The 15,460-nt window shown below is 74.5% G+C and carries 15 protein-coding genes; 4 read left to right on the forward strand and 11 right to left on the reverse strand.

All coding sequences use genetic code 11. From position 1 onward, the window contains the following. Positions 1-193 precede the first annotated feature (193 nt). From ACZ5OX_RS27845 to ACZ5OX_RS27865, 5 genes are all read right to left on the reverse strand, one after another. Positions 194-619, reverse strand: coding sequence for a spore-associated protein A (locus tag ACZ5OX_RS27845; protein WP_449793094.1), 426 nt, complete (start codon positions 617-619; stop codon positions 194-196). Positions 620-820: 201 nt separating this feature from the next. Next, positions 821-2,629: a glycoside hydrolase family 35 protein gene (locus ACZ5OX_RS27850; protein ID WP_465633852.1), complete on the reverse strand. Its 1,809-nt coding sequence runs from the start codon at positions 2,627-2,629 to the stop codon at positions 821-823. A 613-nt stretch (positions 2,630-3,242) separates the two neighbouring features. Next, positions 3,243-3,851: a hypothetical protein gene (locus tag ACZ5OX_RS27855; RefSeq protein WP_465633853.1), complete on the reverse strand. Its 609-nt coding sequence runs from the start codon at positions 3,849-3,851 to the stop codon at positions 3,243-3,245. 334 nt (positions 3,852-4,185) lie between these two features. Then, positions 4,186-5,262 carry a helix-turn-helix transcriptional regulator gene (locus tag ACZ5OX_RS27860; protein WP_465633854.1) on the reverse strand — a complete coding sequence of 359 codons (1,077 nt, stop codon included), beginning with the start codon at positions 5,260-5,262 and terminating at the stop codon, positions 4,186-4,188. Positions 5,263-5,379: 117 nt separating this feature from the next. Further along, positions 5,380-6,318, reverse strand: coding sequence for an NAD-dependent epimerase/dehydratase family protein (locus tag ACZ5OX_RS27865; RefSeq protein ID WP_449793089.1), 939 nt, complete (start codon positions 6,316-6,318; stop codon positions 5,380-5,382). A 121-nt stretch (positions 6,319-6,439) separates the two neighbouring features. Here ACZ5OX_RS27865 and ACZ5OX_RS27870 point away from each other — a divergent pair, with 121 nt between their 5' ends. Further along, on the forward strand, positions 6,440-7,807 hold the full coding sequence (locus ACZ5OX_RS27870; RefSeq protein WP_465633855.1) for an ALF repeat-containing protein: 1,368 nt from the start codon (positions 6,440-6,442) through the stop codon (positions 7,805-7,807). A gap of 85 nt (positions 7,808-7,892) precedes the next feature. Here the strand turns inward: ACZ5OX_RS27870 and ACZ5OX_RS27875 are convergent, their stop codons facing one another. Then, positions 7,893-8,177 (reverse strand): hypothetical protein, encoded by a 285-nt coding sequence (locus tag ACZ5OX_RS27875; protein ID WP_465633857.1) that lies wholly within the window; start codon positions 8,175-8,177, stop codon positions 7,893-7,895. A 110-nt stretch (positions 8,178-8,287) separates the two neighbouring features. Here ACZ5OX_RS27875 and ACZ5OX_RS27880 point away from each other — a divergent pair, with 110 nt between their 5' ends. The 3 genes from ACZ5OX_RS27880 to ACZ5OX_RS27890 are packed head-to-tail and all read left to right on the forward strand — an operon-like array spanning position 8,288 to position 10,388. Continuing rightward, a complete protein-coding gene (locus ACZ5OX_RS27880) occupies positions 8,288-8,809 on the forward strand; it encodes a peptidylprolyl isomerase (protein WP_449793086.1) in 522 nt (173 codons plus the stop codon). A gap of 5 nt (positions 8,810-8,814) precedes the next feature. Further along, positions 8,815-9,246: a hypothetical protein gene (locus ACZ5OX_RS27885; protein WP_465633858.1), complete on the forward strand. Its 432-nt coding sequence runs from the start codon at positions 8,815-8,817 to the stop codon at positions 9,244-9,246. Next, the gene (locus ACZ5OX_RS27890; RefSeq protein WP_465633860.1) at positions 9,243-10,388 is read left to right on the forward strand and encodes a HEAT repeat domain-containing protein; all 1,146 of its coding nucleotides are present in this window, start codon (positions 9,243-9,245) and stop codon (positions 10,386-10,388) included. The genes ACZ5OX_RS27885 and ACZ5OX_RS27890 overlap by 4 nt, the downstream gene beginning before the upstream one ends. A 49-nt stretch (positions 10,389-10,437) precedes the next feature. On the opposite strand, the gene ACZ5OX_RS27895 is transcribed toward ACZ5OX_RS27890, so the two are convergent. From ACZ5OX_RS27895 to ACZ5OX_RS27915, 5 genes are all read right to left on the reverse strand, one after another. Next, positions 10,438-12,516: a hypothetical protein gene (locus ACZ5OX_RS27895; RefSeq protein ID WP_465633862.1), complete on the reverse strand. Its 2,079-nt coding sequence runs from the start codon at positions 12,514-12,516 to the stop codon at positions 10,438-10,440. Positions 12,517-12,689: 173 nt separating this feature from the next. Continuing rightward, entirely contained in the window at positions 12,690-13,223 is a 534-nt protein-coding gene (locus tag ACZ5OX_RS27900; protein WP_465633863.1) for a ricin-type beta-trefoil lectin domain protein, read from the reverse strand. 292 nt (positions 13,224-13,515) lie between these two features. Next, a complete protein-coding gene (locus tag ACZ5OX_RS27905; RefSeq protein ID WP_465633865.1) occupies positions 13,516-14,055 on the reverse strand; it encodes an RICIN domain-containing protein in 540 nt (179 codons plus the stop codon). Between the two features lie 275 nt (positions 14,056-14,330). Beyond that, positions 14,331-14,885, reverse strand: coding sequence for a hypothetical protein (locus tag ACZ5OX_RS27910; protein ID WP_465633867.1), 555 nt, complete (start codon positions 14,883-14,885; stop codon positions 14,331-14,333). A gap of 114 nt (positions 14,886-14,999) precedes the next feature. Continuing rightward, positions 15,000-15,386 carry an SH3 domain-containing protein gene (locus ACZ5OX_RS27915; protein WP_465633869.1) on the reverse strand — a complete coding sequence of 129 codons (387 nt, stop codon included), beginning with the start codon at positions 15,384-15,386 and terminating at the stop codon, positions 15,000-15,002. Between the last annotated feature and the right edge of the window lie 74 nt (positions 15,387-15,460).

The raw sequence follows: 15,460 nt of genomic DNA on the forward strand, positions 1-15,460 counted from the left end.
TCCTTCTGCTCCCCTACGACCGTCGCTAGGCCAGAAAAGAATCGCGGCGCGACCCCCCCCCCCCCCCCCCCCCCCCCCCCCCCCCCCCCCCCCCCCCCCCCCCCCCCGGCGCACTCACCGGTCGGCCCGGCGGACGCGCACGGCCGCCCGCCGGCCTTCGCCGGACCCTACCCGGCCGGTGCCGGGCCGCCGCTCAGCTGCACCAGCCCGGTCCCTTGCCCCACCAGTCACCGGAGTTGTAGTCCCGGCCGCCGTAGTAGATGCACTGTCCGGGGGCGGACAGGTAGGCCGCGGCGTAGTAGCTGTAGTTCCCCAGGTCCTGCTGCCTGCCGCTGCCGTCGCCGAAGGTCAGGTAGGCGCCGGTCAGCGTCGGGGTTCCGGTCCTGGTGTTCTTGATGGTGGCGACGCAGTTCTTGCCGGTCGTCCTGCTGTAGGTCAGGTAGACGGTCGAGGTGCCGCCCGGCAGGTTGAAGGAATCGATCGTGGCGTAGCTGGACCCGCAGGCCGTCTGCGGGGTGTAGGCGGTGGTGGTCGCGTCGGCGGTGGCGGGCACCGCGAGCAGAATCGAGCCGGCCATCACGGCGAGGGCCGTCGTACGAGCGGAATTCCTGCGGAACATCCTGGCTCCTTCATGCGACTCGCACTCCTGGCGATTGACGTGCCGGACAAGGACACACGAACGCCCGGCAACGGTGGGGTGTCGTCCGTAACGGTTGTCCGGATCGGCGCCAGGACGGTCCGATTCCGCGCCGGGACGGTCCGATCCCGTGCCGGGGGCGCACGGTCGGGGCCGAGGGCGCAACCGTTCGGCCCCGGCCGGTCAGTAGTCGGAGCTGGGGGCCGCCGTGACCGGGCCGAGGTCCGGTTCGTCGCGCAACTCCACCGCGGTGCCGTGCCGTTCGAGTTCCAGCACGACCAGGTCATTGGTGCCGGCCCGCCACAGGGGGGCGGGGGCGTAGAGGGTGCGCTGGGGGCCGGCGGCGCAGTGGCGGCCGAGGAGGAAGCCGTTGAGCCACAGCAGGCCGCGGCCCCAGTCCGGCAGGGCGACGAACGCGTCGGCGGGGGAGGGGAGTTCGGCGGTGAAGTGGTGGAAGGCCGGCTCCCCGTCGCCTGCCTCCCCGGCCTGGGTGCCGTCGGCGCCGTCGGTGAAACCCAGTGCGGACAGGTCGGTCAGTGGCAGCGGGCGGATCTCCCAGCTGAAGAGCCGTTGGTGGCCGTGCGAGACGCCGCGGGTGATGCCCTTGCGGTCGTCCATCTGCGGGCCGTAGTTCACCCGGCCCAGCGCCTCGACCAGGATGTCCAGCACGACCCCGTCGGGCCCGGTGGCCAGCGGCAGCGTCGCGCCGGGGGAGTTGCGCTCCAGCACCCCGAGCGGGCGGCCGTCCGCGAAGACCTGCGCCCGGTCGGCCAACCCGTCGATGCGCAACGGCAGTTCGGGGCGCGGACCGGGCACCCGGGTGCGGTAGTGGATCAGGCCGCGGTCCTGCCCGACCTGCTCCATCGGCAGCGGCGCCGCATGCCGCCGCGGCCGCGACAGCGCGTCCAGGGCCCGCGCCAGGACCGCCCGCCCCCGCGCGCGCTCCAGCCGCTGCGGCGCCACCCGGGCTACGGGGCCGGGCAGTTCGCCGTCCGGCAGGGGAAGGTAGCGGCCGATGACCTCGCGCAGGGCGTGGAACTTCTCGGTCAGCTCGCCGGCCTCGCCGATCGGCGCGTCGTAGTCGTAGCTGGTGACGGTCGGCTCGTAGCCGGCGTCCAGCGGGTGGGCGCCGGAGTGGTTGGCGCCCGCCCACAGGCCGAAGCTGGTGCCGCCGTGCGCCATGTAGAGGCTGACGGAGGCGCCGGTGGCGAGCAGTTCGTCCAGCGAGGCGGCGGTCTCCTTCGGGTCGCGGACGTGGTGCGGCAGACCCCACTGGTCGAACCAGCCGATCCAGAACTCCATGGCGGTCAGCGGCCCTTCGCCCTGGTGGCGGCGCAGCACCGCCAGCCGTTCGGGGGCGCGCGAGCCGAACGTGGCCGTGGCGAGGTGGCCGGGGATGGCGCCGCCCTGCTGCATGGTGTCGTGGGCGCCGTCGGCGGTGAACAGCAGGCAGTCCACGCCGCGCCGCACCAGGCCGTCGCGCAGATGGGCGAGATAGGCGGCGTCGTCGCCGTAACTGCCGTACTCGTTCTCCACCTGCACCGCCACCACCGGCCCGCCCCGGCTCGCCAGCAGCGGCAGCAACTCGGGCACCAGCGCGTCGAACCAGCCGTCGACCTCGGCCAGGTACGCCGGGTCCGCGCAGCGCAGCCGCAGCCCGTCCACCGCCAGCAGCCGGGCCGGCAGCCCGCCGAACTCCCACTCCGCGCAGATGTACGGGCCCGGGCGCAGGATCACGTCCAGCCCGAGGCCGCCGGCCAGCCGCACGAAGTGCGCCACGTCCCGCCAGCCGGTGAAGTCCACCGTGCCGCCGGGCAGTTCGTGGAAGTTCCACGGGACGTAGGTGTCCACCGTGTTCACCCCCAGCGCCCGCACCCGCCGCAGCCGGTCCTCCCACAACTGCGGGTGCACCCGGAAGTAGTGCACCGCCCCGGCCACCACCCGGTGCGGTGCCCCGTCCCGGACGAACCCGTCCGCGTCGTACCCGAGCACGCGCGCACCCGCCTTCCCACAGGAGACCCCGGAGGCCCCGGAGGCCCCGGCACCGCCGAGCCTAGCGAGGAACGGGCCGCGCGCCCCGCTTGTACTCAGGTGTCGCAGCAGCCGTCCCACGGGGCGCAGAAGCCCAGACCGCCAGGATGGAACTCCATCCACACACCGTCCCCCTCGTCCTCGCCCCCCTCCGGGACCAAGCCGAACAGGGCACCCCCGAACCGCACCTCGAACGGCGCGACGGCGATGTCCTGGTAGTGCCGGCCGCCCCGGCAGGGCGTCCAGCCACTCCTCCGGCAGCAGCCGCGCCGCGGCGACCGCCCGCTCCTCGCCGTCCGCCGTCGTGCCGGTGGACCGCATGCGCGAGCCCAGGTGCCTGCCGGCCTCGTCGAACCGGTGCAGCACGGCGCACCAGCGCTTCCGCGGCTGCCAGTCGTCGCCGCTCCAATCCTCGGGGAAGGCAGCCACGACCCACGCGAAGAACCGGCCGCCATCGCACCGCCCGATGGTGCGGCTGTCGTGGTCGGGATCGTGTCGGATCGGGATGGCCTCGGGAACGTTCACGGGCGAACCCTGGGCCCCACCTGCGACAACGCGCCGCGGCCGCCCCGGGTCAGCCCGTCGGCCGCACCACCGGAGGGAGCGTGATGACCGGGCCGATCGACCGGCAGCCGTCGTAGGTCATGGCCTGCAGCGGCGGGCAGTGGGCATTGGTCGGAACCGACGCGGGCGGGGCCGGCAGCTCCGGCCGCGGCGGGATCGTCCAGTACGGGGACGCCTTGGCGGCCGGCGCCTGCGAGCGGCCCGGCGCCTGCGCCCCGGCCGACTGCGCCCCGCTCGTCCCGGCGGCCGGGGCGGTGGGCGCGGCCTGGGACCGGGGGCGGGAGGTCGCCGGCCGGGCGGACGGCTCGCCGGCCTCGGCGCCCTCGGCGTCCTGCGTCGCCGCGACCGCCGCCTCGGGCGGGACGGCAGCGGGGTCGGGCGTGGGGTCGGTGTTCGCCGGAGCCGTCGCCTCCGGGGCGGCCGCAGGCGCGGCCTGCACCGGGGCGCCGGGCGAGGGGTCGGCCGAAGGGCTCGCCGACGCGGCCGGGCTCGCTGCGCCGCCCGGCCCGGCCGAGGCGCCGCCCGGGGAGGAGGCCAGGAGCGCCGCGCCGATCCCGGCCGCCCCGAGGACGCACACCCCCGCCGCGACGCCGAGGGACCGTCGCCGACGGCGTGTCACCTCGCCGTCCTGCGCCGCCGCGTCCTGCGCCGCCGCAACGCCATGAGCCGCCGTGTCCTGCGTCGCCGCAACGCCATGAGCCGCCGCTGCGCGGTGCGGCTGCTCGCCGGTTCCGTCCTGCATCCGGACCCCCCTGCTATTCCCGTGATCATGCCGCTGAACTGCGCGGATGCTAGCAGGCACCGCGATGCGCGGACACCGGCGGGGCGCGGGCACAGGGGTTCGGCCCGGTGGCCGGAGAAGGGCGGGCCGGAGAAGGATGGGCCGGAGAAGGGCGGGCCGGAGAAGGATGGGCCGGAGAAGGGCGGGCCGGAGAAGGGGGGCCGCAGGGGCACTACTGCGGCGGCAGGCCGAGGGTGGGGAGGTGGTCGGCCATCAGCAGGGCGACGAGTTCGCGGCGGCTGCCCACACCGGTCTTGTGGAGGATCGCGGTGACGTGCTGCTGGACGGTGGGCACGGTCAGGTGCAGGAGGGCCGCGATGTCCTTGGTGCTGGCGCCGCGCACCGCGTGCAGGGCGACCTGCTGTTCGCGCGGGGACAGGCCGTGGGCGAGGATCGCCAGCGGCAGGCGCTGGACGGGGGAGGCCGGGGAGGCGACGACGGCGATGCCGCCGCGGCGGCCGTCCAGCGGGGAGGCGTGCAGGGTCAGCCACTGGCCGTCGGGGGTGCACACCCGCATCTCGGTGGGCCCGCCGCGGCGGGCGGCCAGGCGGGCGACGGTGAGGAAGCCGCTGGGCACCCCGCCGGTGTGGGCGGTGGGTTCGGCCATCTGCCCGATCAGTTCGCGGGCCGCCGCGTCCGCCGAGCGCAGCCGCCCGTACCCGTCCAGGATCGCGACGGCCGGGGTGTGCGGGGGCTGCGGCGGGCCGGCGCTACGCAGGGCGGCGAGGTGGGTGTCGCGCAGGGCGGCGCCGATGGGCGCGGCGACGCGTTCGGCCAGGCGCAGGTGGGGCAGGTCGTAGCGGCCGCGGGCGCGTTCGCGCATGAACGCCGCGGAGGCCCAGCGGCCGCCGCCGAGGTCGAAGTTGATCCGCAGTTCGTCGCCGTAGCCGCAGGGGTGGAGCAACTCCCGGTAGCGGACGCTGCGTTCGGGGCGGCCGTCGGTGGCCCGGTCGATGGTCTGCACCCGGTGGCCGGCGGTGCGGATCGCGGTGAAGGTGGTGGTGTCCTGGCCCTGGAGCTCCAGTTGCACGGCCTGCTCGAACTGGGCGAAATCGAGGCCGTCGGCGACGGTGGAGGTGGGGAACCCGGTGACCGGGTCGTTGCCGTGCCAGCAGCCGCCGTCGAAGCCGAGCGGTTCCAGGAGCAGGGTGTGCAGCTCGCGGAACAGCTCGGCGGCCGGTAACCCGGATGACGCCAACTCGCCGATGGATGCCAGGACTTCCCGCTCAACGTCACGTCGTTTGGCCACGGACGGAATACTACGGAAGCCGGGGCCCGGCGTCCGGTGAACGGACGAGGAGGAAGGTACGGACAAGAGGGACGGGTACGGACGAGGAAGGGGCGGGGGCGGACCGCGGACGCGGACCTACGGCCGCTCGCGCCACCAGGCGACCGTCGCCCGCACCTGCTCCTCCAACGGCGTCGCCCGCACCGCGAACGCCGCCTCGTACGCGGAGCTGTCCACCACGAACGGCCGGTCGAACTGGTAGCGCACCTCCCACAGTTCGCGCAGCAGCGGGGAGACCAGCCCCGCCGCGGCCAGCACCGCCGCCGGCAGGCGGCGCACCGCGACCGGCCCGACACCCGCCTCGGCGGCCAGCCGGTCGACCATCGCCCGCACCGGCAGGGCGGGGACGGTGGGCACGTGCCAGGCCCGGCCCCAGGCCCGCTCCTCGCCGGCGAGTTCGACCATCGCCCGGGCCACGTCCGGCAGGTAGGTCCAGCTGTGCGCGGCGTCCGGGGCGCCGACGACGCCGAGCGGGCGGCCCTTCAGCAGATTGGGCATCACCCGCGCGGCCAGGTGGCCGCCGTCGGTGACGCCGGGGCCGAAGAAGTCCGAGGCCCGCACCTCCACCGCCCGGATCCGCCCGGCCTCGTGCAGTGCCCGCGCGCGCTCCCAGGCCGCCGCCCGCACCCGCCCCTTGCGGCCGGTCGCGGCGAGCGGCAGGTCCTCGGTCATCGGGGCGGCCACCGGCCCGTAGCCGTACAGGTTGCCGAGCATGACCAGCACCGCGCCGCTCTCCTCGGCCGCCGCGCACAGCGAGTCGGCCAGCGCCGGCCACAGCCGCGTCCACTGTGGCAGCGGCGGCGCGGCGCAGCCGTGGAGGGCGACGGCGCCGCGGGCGGCCTTCGCCAGCCGTACGGGGTCGCTCGCGTCCAGGGCGAGGTGCTCGACGCCGGGGACGGCCGGCCCGGCGGGGGCCCCGGTGCGGGTGACGACCCGCACCTCGTGGCCCTGTTCGGCGAGCAGGCGGGCGGTGGCGGCCCCGGCGGGCCCGTGTCCGACGACCAGGTGGAAGCTCATCCGCCACACCCTAGCGGCGCCCCCGGACAGGGCCGTGACACTAATCGGTATGGCGATCGGAAAAGTGGATCTATGCTGTCGGGCGTTCATAAGCCTTTCACACGAAGCAGGTTTGCCCTCGATGAAGCTGCCCCGGGTGTCCGCCGTCGTCGCGGCCGCCGTCCTGGCCCCCGCCGTCCTCTTCCCCACCGCGGCCTCGGCCTCCGACGCCCCCAAGCCGACCGGCATCTCCGGCCCCGACACCGGCTCGGACTCCGCCAAGGACACCGCACCCGAGCAGGGCGACCCGCAGGAGCAGCGCGACCGCGCCGAGGTCGAGCGCATCCTCGCCGAGTCGCCGGCGGAATCCTGGAGCAGGGTGCACGAGGGCGCCGAGAAGGCCCTCAAGGGCGGCGCCGCCGAACTGCGCCACTTCCTGGAGGTCGAGCTCGACGATCTGCGGAAGTCGGACAACCGCCTCCTGACCGCCCGGATTCACAGCGTCGGCGGCCCGGCCGTCAAGGCGGCCGCCCGTGCCGCCCTCAACGGCGGCGACGACGCCATCGCCGAGTTCCTGAAGACCGGCCAGTACACCGCCCGCGCCGAGGACGAGGACCGCGCCCGGGTCGAGGCCATCCTCGCCGACCCGAAGACCGGCCCCGGCGTGCGCGTGGGCGCTGAGAAGGCCCTCAAGGGCGGCGCCGCCGAGCTGCGCCACTTCCTGACCGCCGAGCTGCCCAAGCTGCGCGGCGACGACAACCGGGTCAAGCTCTCGCAGCTCATGGCCACCGGCGGCCGGGCCGTGCGTGAGGCGGCGGGCAGGGCGCTGGACGCCGGTACGGACGAGGCCGTCGAGGCGTTCCTCAACGAGGGCTTCGCCAAGGCCCAGTTCGAGGACGACCGGGTCGACATCCTGCGCGTCATCGCCGACAAGGAGAGCAGCTCGTACACCGTCGAGGCCGCCCAGAAGGCCATGGACGGCAACGCCGAGGCCGCGCGGCACTTCATGACCGTCGAGCTGCCGCGCCTGCGCGCCGACGACAACCGGGTGAAGCTCTCCCGGCTCATGGACGCAGGCGGCCCGGCGGTGCGCGCGGCGGCCAGCAAGGCGCTGGACGCCGGTACGAACGAGGCCGTCGAGGCCTTCCTCAAGGAGGGCTGGGCCAAGGCCCGCGCCGAGGACGAGGCCGCAGCCGCGGCCGCCAAGCCCGGCAACGGAACCGGCACCGGCAGTGGTACGGGCACCGGCACGGGCACGGGCGCCGACGGTTCCGGGCAGCAGCCGCAGGCTGTCCAGCCCGCCGGCCTCACCGAGACCACCACGGGCACCGGCACCGGCACCGCCGCCCGTACGGGCACCACCGGTACGGGCACCGGCACCGGCACGCTCGCCGCCACCGGCACCGACGGGCTCGGCTGGGAGGCCGGCGGCGCCGCCGCCGCCCTCGCCGCGGGCGCGGCGATGGTCGTGGCCGCCCGCCGCCGCTCCACCGGCTCCACCGAGAGCTGACCCTCCCTCGCGTCCCCGGCCGCCGCCGACCACCACCCCGGCGGCCGGGGACGCGCCACGTCCGGCGCCGCCGAGGCCCGGCGGCTCAGCCGCCGTCCCCGTCGCCCCCGCCGCCGCCCACCCGGCGGGACCGGTTGCGCTGGTAGCCGCGCACCGCCCGCCCGGCGCCGAGGGTGAGCGCCGCGACCACCCGGGCCCAGCGCGGCCCGCCCCGGTCGGCCCACACCACGCAGCCGCACCCCGCGACGACCAGGGCCAGCACCCCCCACCAGAACCGCGCCGACCACCACGACCACCTGCTCTCTCCCGCGAAGCCCTTCGTACGTGTGACGGGCGGATCGTCCCACCCGGTTCGGACGCGCGGGCGCACGCTGTGCCAGGATGCGGTAGCCGAACGGCCCAGGTCACCGCATCGGCCGTCCGCCGCAACGCCCGTACTGCCCCGCACCGCCCGTACCAGCCGCACCCGAGGAGTCACCCGTGGCCACTGCCCGGTTCGCCACCCTGCACACCACGGCGGGCCCGATCCGCCTGGAGCTGTTCCCGTTCCACGCGCCGAAGACGGTCCGCAACTTCACCGAACTCGCCGAGGGCACCCGGGAGTACACCGACCCGCGCACCGGCGAGCCGGGCCAGGGCCCGTACTACGACGGCACGCTCTTCCACCGGGTGATCGCGGGCTTCATGATCCAGGGCGGCGACCCGACCGGCACCGGCACCGGCGGCCCCGGCTACTCCTTCGCGGACGAGTTCCACCCGGAGCTGTTCTTCACCAAGCCCTACCTGCTCGCGATGGCCAACGCCGGCCCGGGCACCAACGGCTCCCAGTTCTTCATCACGGTCGGTACCCCCACCCACCTCAACCGCCGCCACACCATCTTCGGCCAGGTCGCCGACGCCGCCTCCAAGGCCGTCGTCGACGCGATCGCCACCACCCCCACCGCGGACGAGCGCCCGCTCGAGGACGTGGTGATCACCTCGGTCGAGATCGAGCACTCCTGACCCCGGTGGCCCCCGCCCGGCCCTTCTTCCCGCCCCGCCCGGTCCGCGGCGTACGGGCCCGCTACGTCCGCCAGGCCGGCTGCCCGGGCGACGTCGCGATCGTCACCGTGGACTTCGAGCCCTGGGAGGAGGGCCTGCACCTGGAGTCCGCCCCGGACGCCACCGTCGACGGCGGCCCGGACCCCGAGGACCTGGAGCGCTTCCACGCCGCTCTGGCCGAGGGCGTGAGCGCCGAGCTGGCCGAGCAACTGCCCGGCGTCCCCCTGGCGTTGGCGCTGGTGCTGCACCACACCGTCGTCCACCTAGTGGACTCGCGCGAGCACTCCTTCCGCACCGCCGGACGCCTGGCGGTGCGGGAGGCGCTGGCCCGCCTGGACGGCGGAGCCGCACGGGACGCACGGTCCGCGCACGGTCCGGGCATGGCCGTCGGCCGGTGACACGGACACACCCCGCCGCACCCGCCCCCGGCTGGGCCGCGCTGGCCTCGGTCGGCGAAGTCGACGAGGAGACAGGCACCGCCTGGCTGACCGGACTCGGCTTCAATCGCGCCGCGCCCACCGACCTGCTCCTACGGCTCCTGGACGCCGGTCGGCCCTGGTTCCTGTACCGCGAGGACCTGCCCGAAGCCGTCCTGGACGCCGCCGTCGTCCACCCGGACCGGCAGGTCCGCCTCACCGTCGCCGAGGCCGGCCACCTGTCACCGGCCCAGTGGGAGCGCCTCATCGCCGCCAAGCCCGGGGCGCCCCGGTGCGGGCTGTTCGCGGAGCTCGCCGAGCAGCACCTGAACGCCCGCACGCGCCCGGGCGGCGGCCGCGGCATCGCCCGCGCCCCGCACCCCGACGCCGTGCCGCCCGCCACCCCCGAGGAGATCGAGGCGATGGCCGCCGAGGTCCCCGACATCGAGCCCGACGGATTCTCCTCGGCCCTGTGGTGGGTCGGCGCCCTGCACCAGGACGCCGCGGCCATGCGCCGCCTCGCCGCCTCCCCGAAACCCCTGATCCGCCGCAGCGTCGCCAGGGCACCGCACCTGCCCGCCGACGTGGCGGCCCTGCTCGCCCGGGACGAGGACCGCGTGGTGCGGCTCTTCCTGGCCGAGTCCTGCGACGACGCCCCGCCCGCGATGCTGCTGGAGGTGGCGGCCTGGTGGGACGGAAGCCTCTCCTTCCCCGGCCGCCCCCGCAACCACCCCAACTTCCCCCGCGACGGCCTGCTGCGCCTCGCGGCGGACCCGAACCCGCGCCTGCGGGTGCTCGCGCTCGACGACCCGGCCTCCACCGCAGCCCACGTCGACCGGCTCGCCCGGGACCCCGACCCGGGCGTGCGCCGCGGCGCCGCCGGCGACCCGCGGATCGCCCCCGAGGCCCTGGTCCGGCTGGCCGCCGACCCCGACCGGGGCGTGCGGCGGCACGCGCTGGCCAACCCGGTGCTGCCGGCGGCCGAGCTGGCGACGCGCCTGCTCGACCCGTGCAGCGCCGAAGCCGCCGCCCGCAACCCCGGCGTCCCCGCCGAGGTCATGCACCGCATGGTCACCCTCGCGACCGCGTGCCCGGGAGACCCGTCGGCCCAGGGGAGCGGCTGAACTCCCCTGGGCCGACAGGCTGTGTCGTCGGGCTACTCGAGCGGTCGGGTCACTTCGGCGGGAGCGGGCAGGCGATCCAGTTCACGCCGATGCCGTTGTCGCTGGCGAAGTCCGGTGCCAGCGCGGCCTGGTCGCTGCGGCGGACGCCGGCCTTGAAGCCGGTACGGTCGGCGCCGTAGATCCCGGGGGCGCACAGCTCGGCGGCCTTGAACCCGCCCACGACGGTGGCGACGAACGCGGGGCTGTCCGGCAGGTCCGACCGCTGCGTGTCGGCGCGGGCGAACAGGATCCTCGCGTCGCCGCCCTGGTACCAGGCCTCGGAGGCGGTGTGGCCGCTCGCGAGGGTCGTGGTGTTCTCGGGGCAGGCGATCCAGTTGATCCGCAGTCCTCTGCTCTTCGCCGTTCCCGGGCTGAGGTCGCTCTGGTTGCTGAGGCGGACGCCGACGGTGAAGCGGTCGCGGAGCGGGTCGATGACCGAGACCGTGCTGAGGTCGGCCGTCAGCTGGTCGCCCACGACGGAGGCGACGATCACGGGCGTGGTGGTGAAGTTTTTGTGGCTGATGTCCACGTCGACCAGGATGGTCCGGGGCTCGTCCTTCTCCTGCCGCCAGGCGTCGGGGCTGGTCTGGCCGCAGGCGACGCCTTCGGCGTCCTGGGGGCAGGCGATCCAGTCCAGCCGGAAGCCGTCCTTCTCCGCTTCCGCGACGTCCAGGTCGGACTGGTCGACCCAGCGCAGTCCGACCTCGAACCCGTCCTTGGACACCTTGTGGATGCCGGGGGCGCCGAGGTTCGCCACGTACTGGTGGCCGGCGACGGAGACGACGTGGACGGGGGTCTGCTCGTACTTCGCCTGGCTGGTGTCCACCGTGACGATCAGGGTGTTCGGGTCGTCGCCCTGGGCCCAGCCGGTCTGGCCCTGGTGGGCGACGACCTGGCCGCCGACCGGGACGGGTACGGCCGGCACCTGGGTGTCCACCGCGCCGGAGGAGTGGATGGAGGTGTTCGCGCGGGTCGGCGAGGCGATCTTGGCGGTGGCCTTGAGGGTGCTGTTCGCGGCGGCGTGGGTGACGGTGCCGGTGACGGTGATCTTCGCGCTGCCGCCCTTGGGGAGGGTCACCGGCTGGCGCAGCCCGTTCCCGGTGGAACCGATCCCGCACACGGCCGCGCCGTGCGGTTCGCACGCCACGGAGACGTCGGACAGGCCGGCGGGGATCGTGCCGGTGACCTCCGCGTCGGGGGCGTCGTTCGGGCCGTTGTTCTCCACCGTGATCGTGTAGGAGACCTTCTCGCCGACCTTGGCCTTCGCCGGGCCCGTCATGGTGAGCGGCAGGTCGGCGGGCAGCGCGACGTACAGGTGCCTGATCGAGTGGGCCGCCCTGGCCCCGCCGGTGCCGGCCGAGAGGCCGAGCTTGAAGGTGGCGGGCATGGAGACCTGCCCCGGGGCCGTGGTGAGGTCGTAGTCGTCGATGAGGGTCTTGGTGTCGGAGTCCTTGGTGTGACGTACCGTCAACTTTCCCTCGATGATGCTGATCCGGATGCGGGCGTGATTCTGCCAGTTCGCCCGGAAGCCGCCGGGCACCTTCACGCCGGTGAGCCAGCGGAAGTTGTCCCGGAGGTTGCCGGAGCCGCGCAGGCCGAGCATGTCGGGCGTGCGCCCCGGTGCGTTGGGGCCGGCCAGGGAGGAGGCGTAGTTCCCGTAGTTGTCGAAGCCGATGCCGACGTATCCGGCGGTGACCCCGGGCTTCGCGGTGGCGGTGGTCTCGCCCATGCGGGAGTACCCGAGCGCGGCGCCGTAGGCGCCGGTGTCCGTGGTCTTGCTCCCGTCGATCAGGTAGAGGCAGAAGCCGTCGCCGAAGTCCTCGCCGGTGGCGGTGCCCTCGCAGGCGTAGTCGAACTCGATGCTGACGCCGAGCCGGGAGGAGAACGGCTGGTCGAGGTAGGCGGTGCCGGCCTGGTTCTTTTCGTCGGGGGTCAGTTGCAGACTGCCGTTGTTGTTCGGTTCCGTGGTCAGTGTCGCGTTGCCGTGCAGGACCCAGTGCTGGTTCGCCGTCTTTCCGGACATGAACGATTCGTCGATCGGGAACGTGGCCTCGGTGCCGGTCGGGGCGGGGCGTACGGGGGCGGCCATGGGAACTCCCGGGGGATCGCGGTGATGGGGGTGTCGGTGATGCGGGGGTGCGGGGGATGCGGGGGTGCGGGGGATGCCGAGGGGGCGTTCACGCACACGGCCCTACCCGACCGGGGGTCGGGCAGGGCCGCGGGGTGGGCCGACGTGCCATGGGGCGGGCGCTCGTCCAGGGATCAGCGCCCCGGGGGCACCGCGGCCCAGTGCTGGGCGAAGGTCGAGGTGTGGGTCCTGACGGTGACCTCGGTGCCGATGGTCGCGCCCCCGGTGAGGTAGAGGGCGGGGCGGGCCGTGAGCGAGACCGTGAACCTGCCCTCCGACCAGTAGCGCACGTTCCACTGCTGGTTCACGTTGTTCTTGTCGCAGGTCTGGAGCGTGACGGGGCTCCCGGCGCCGCTGGTCGGCGCGGTCAGGCACGTGCCCGTCGCCCTGTTCTCGATGAGCTGCTTGCCGGTGGAGCCGCTCATGCTCCAGAACTGGCGGTTGTTGTTCGGCTCGCGGTCGGCCATGACGACCGTGCCGCTGCGGTTGACCTCCATCGTCTTCACGACGCTGGGCTGGGTCGGTGGCAGGACTTCGAGCCGGAACCGGGCCCCGGTCTGCAGGGTCGGCGGGGCGGTCGGTGGGGTGGCTGCCGCGGCCAGGCCGGGCGTGCCGGCCAGCAGGGCCGCGGCGATGGCCGTGGTCGCGATGCGCTTGGCAGGAGACATGGTTGTCACTCTCATGTGGGTTGTCCCTTGTGGGGTGTCCGAGAGGTGTACGGGCTCCTCGGCGGATGGTGTCGCGAGCCCTGTGGGCCACGGGGCCGCGCCGGGGTTCGCCTGAGGGGGCCGGATCGCTCACCGCCCCGGCTGCCGGGCCTCCGGGGCCCGGGGGCGCGGCGGTGCTTCGTGCCCGCCCGACCGGGCCGGCCAGATGTCCGGCGGCCCGCAGATCGGCGGGAAAGCGCAGGTCACGGGCATGCCGTGGGCGTCGAATGGGTTTGCCGGGGGCGGGGGACCGTTACTTCACGGAGCGGATGAACCACTGCTGGTCGTCCTCCGCCACGTAGGGCCGCAGGACGGCCTTGCTGCCGGCTTGCGCGCTCCCGGTGAGAGCGAGAGCGAGGTGGTCCCGGGGCGAGATCTCGACCTGACCGGACGTCACATGGTGTACGTCCCATCGCTGGTGCGGGTTGTTCCTGTCGCAGGCCTGGAGGGTGACGGGGTCCTGCGTGTCACTCGGCGCGGTCAGGCATGTGCCCGTCGCCCGGTTCTTGACGAGCGGCAGCCCGCCGGTGGCGCTCAGGCTCCACTGCTGGCGTTCGCTCTCGGGGTTGGGAACGGCCACGACGGCCCTGCCGCCGCTGTCGACGTCCAGGTGCCTGGCCGGGGTACCGGACTGCGGGTAGATCCTGAACTGGTACCAGGTCGTGGTCTGCCGGGGCGCCGGGGCGGTCGGCGGGGTGGCTGCCGCGGCCAGGCCGGGCGTGCCGGCCAGCAGCACGGCGGTGACGACCGCGGTCGCGACGCGCTTGGCGGGAGACAGGGTGATCGCTCTCATGTGGGTTGTCCCTTGTGGGGTGTCCGAGAGGTCGGCGGGCTCGTCCGCGGATGGCGTCGGAAGCCCTGGCGGATCACGGGGCGGTTTACCACACGTGCCCGAAGGGGGGCGGATCGCTCACCGCCCAGCTGTCGGGCCTCCACAGGCCCAGCGGGCACGACGATGCCTCGTACCCACCCGATGACCAGGCTAGCCAGATGCCCGGCCGTCCGCAGCTCAGCGGGAAAGCACAGGTCACGGGCGTACGGGCGGGAGGGGCCGCAGGCAGCGGGCCGTCAGCAGGTGGGGCAGCCGGGAACGGCCGGAATCTCCGGGGCGGTGTCGTCGCCGCGGAGCCAGTCGGTGAGCCACTGCGCGAGGGTGAGGTCCTGCGGTGCCAGCCAGTGGCGGTCGCAGGCGTTCTCGTCCCCGCCCCACATGCGGCCTTCTTGGGTGCTGAGGTCGATGCACCACCAGATGACGCCGCCGAGGGTCGCCAGTGGCAGCACGTTGCGTGGATGGAACTCGTCCTCCCCGGACGGCTGGGAGAGCCACTTCCGGTAGAGGGTCATCAGGGACGTCTCGTTGCTGAACCGCTGCTTGGTGTCGGTCAGCGACACCACGCCGCACGGGACGCTGCCGCGACGGCGCAGGGCGCCGCCGTAGGGGCCGAAGCCCCCGTCGGCCGCCTCGCAGTAGACCCTCCGCAGCAGCGGCTGCATCGGAAACCCGGTGAGCGCCTCGAACTCGTCCGCGGCCTGTACCGGTGCGGGGCGGGGGAGGCCGCGGGCCTCGGCGAAGTCGCGGATCCTCGCGACGATCTCGTCGTCGGTCCAGGCAGGTGAGGTCACGGAGGAACCGTAGCGGCAGCCGTCTTGCACCGCTGACGGCGCCGGCGACCGCGACCACACGTCGGGGCTCCGGCCGGCCGGAGCCCCGACGCTCATGCGACGCCCCGGCTCAGGTCAGCACTCGTACACGCTGCCGCCGTCCGGGAGCAGGGCGTCCTTCACCCAGCCCTCCAGCGAAGTGCCGCTCTTGCGCAGGTGCGTCCACGTCCCCTCGCTCTGCGTCGTCGTGTAGCAGTGGTAGAAGACCTGGTCGCCCGGGTTGAGGACGCCCACGACGCCGCACTGCGTACCGGCCGCCGCGTGCGGGCCCGAGCGGATGTTCACGCCGCTGCGCGTGATGGTCTTCGGGTTGCTGCCGTCGGGATCCAGGTTCGACCACGCGTGAGAACAGCTGAGGAGACCGGCCTCCCCGGGGGTCCCGGCCGTGGCCACCGTCGGGGCCAGCCCCAATGCCGTGCCGGCGACCAGGGCGGCGGCCAGCAGGGCCGCGCTCTTCCTCATCGACATGTGCTCCCTCTCTCTCGCTCTCGGAACCGTGGCCGTCTGCGGTGCGTGGACGGCCACGGCTCGCGGTG

This window comes from Kitasatospora sp. NPDC032121, from assembly GCF_055580145.1.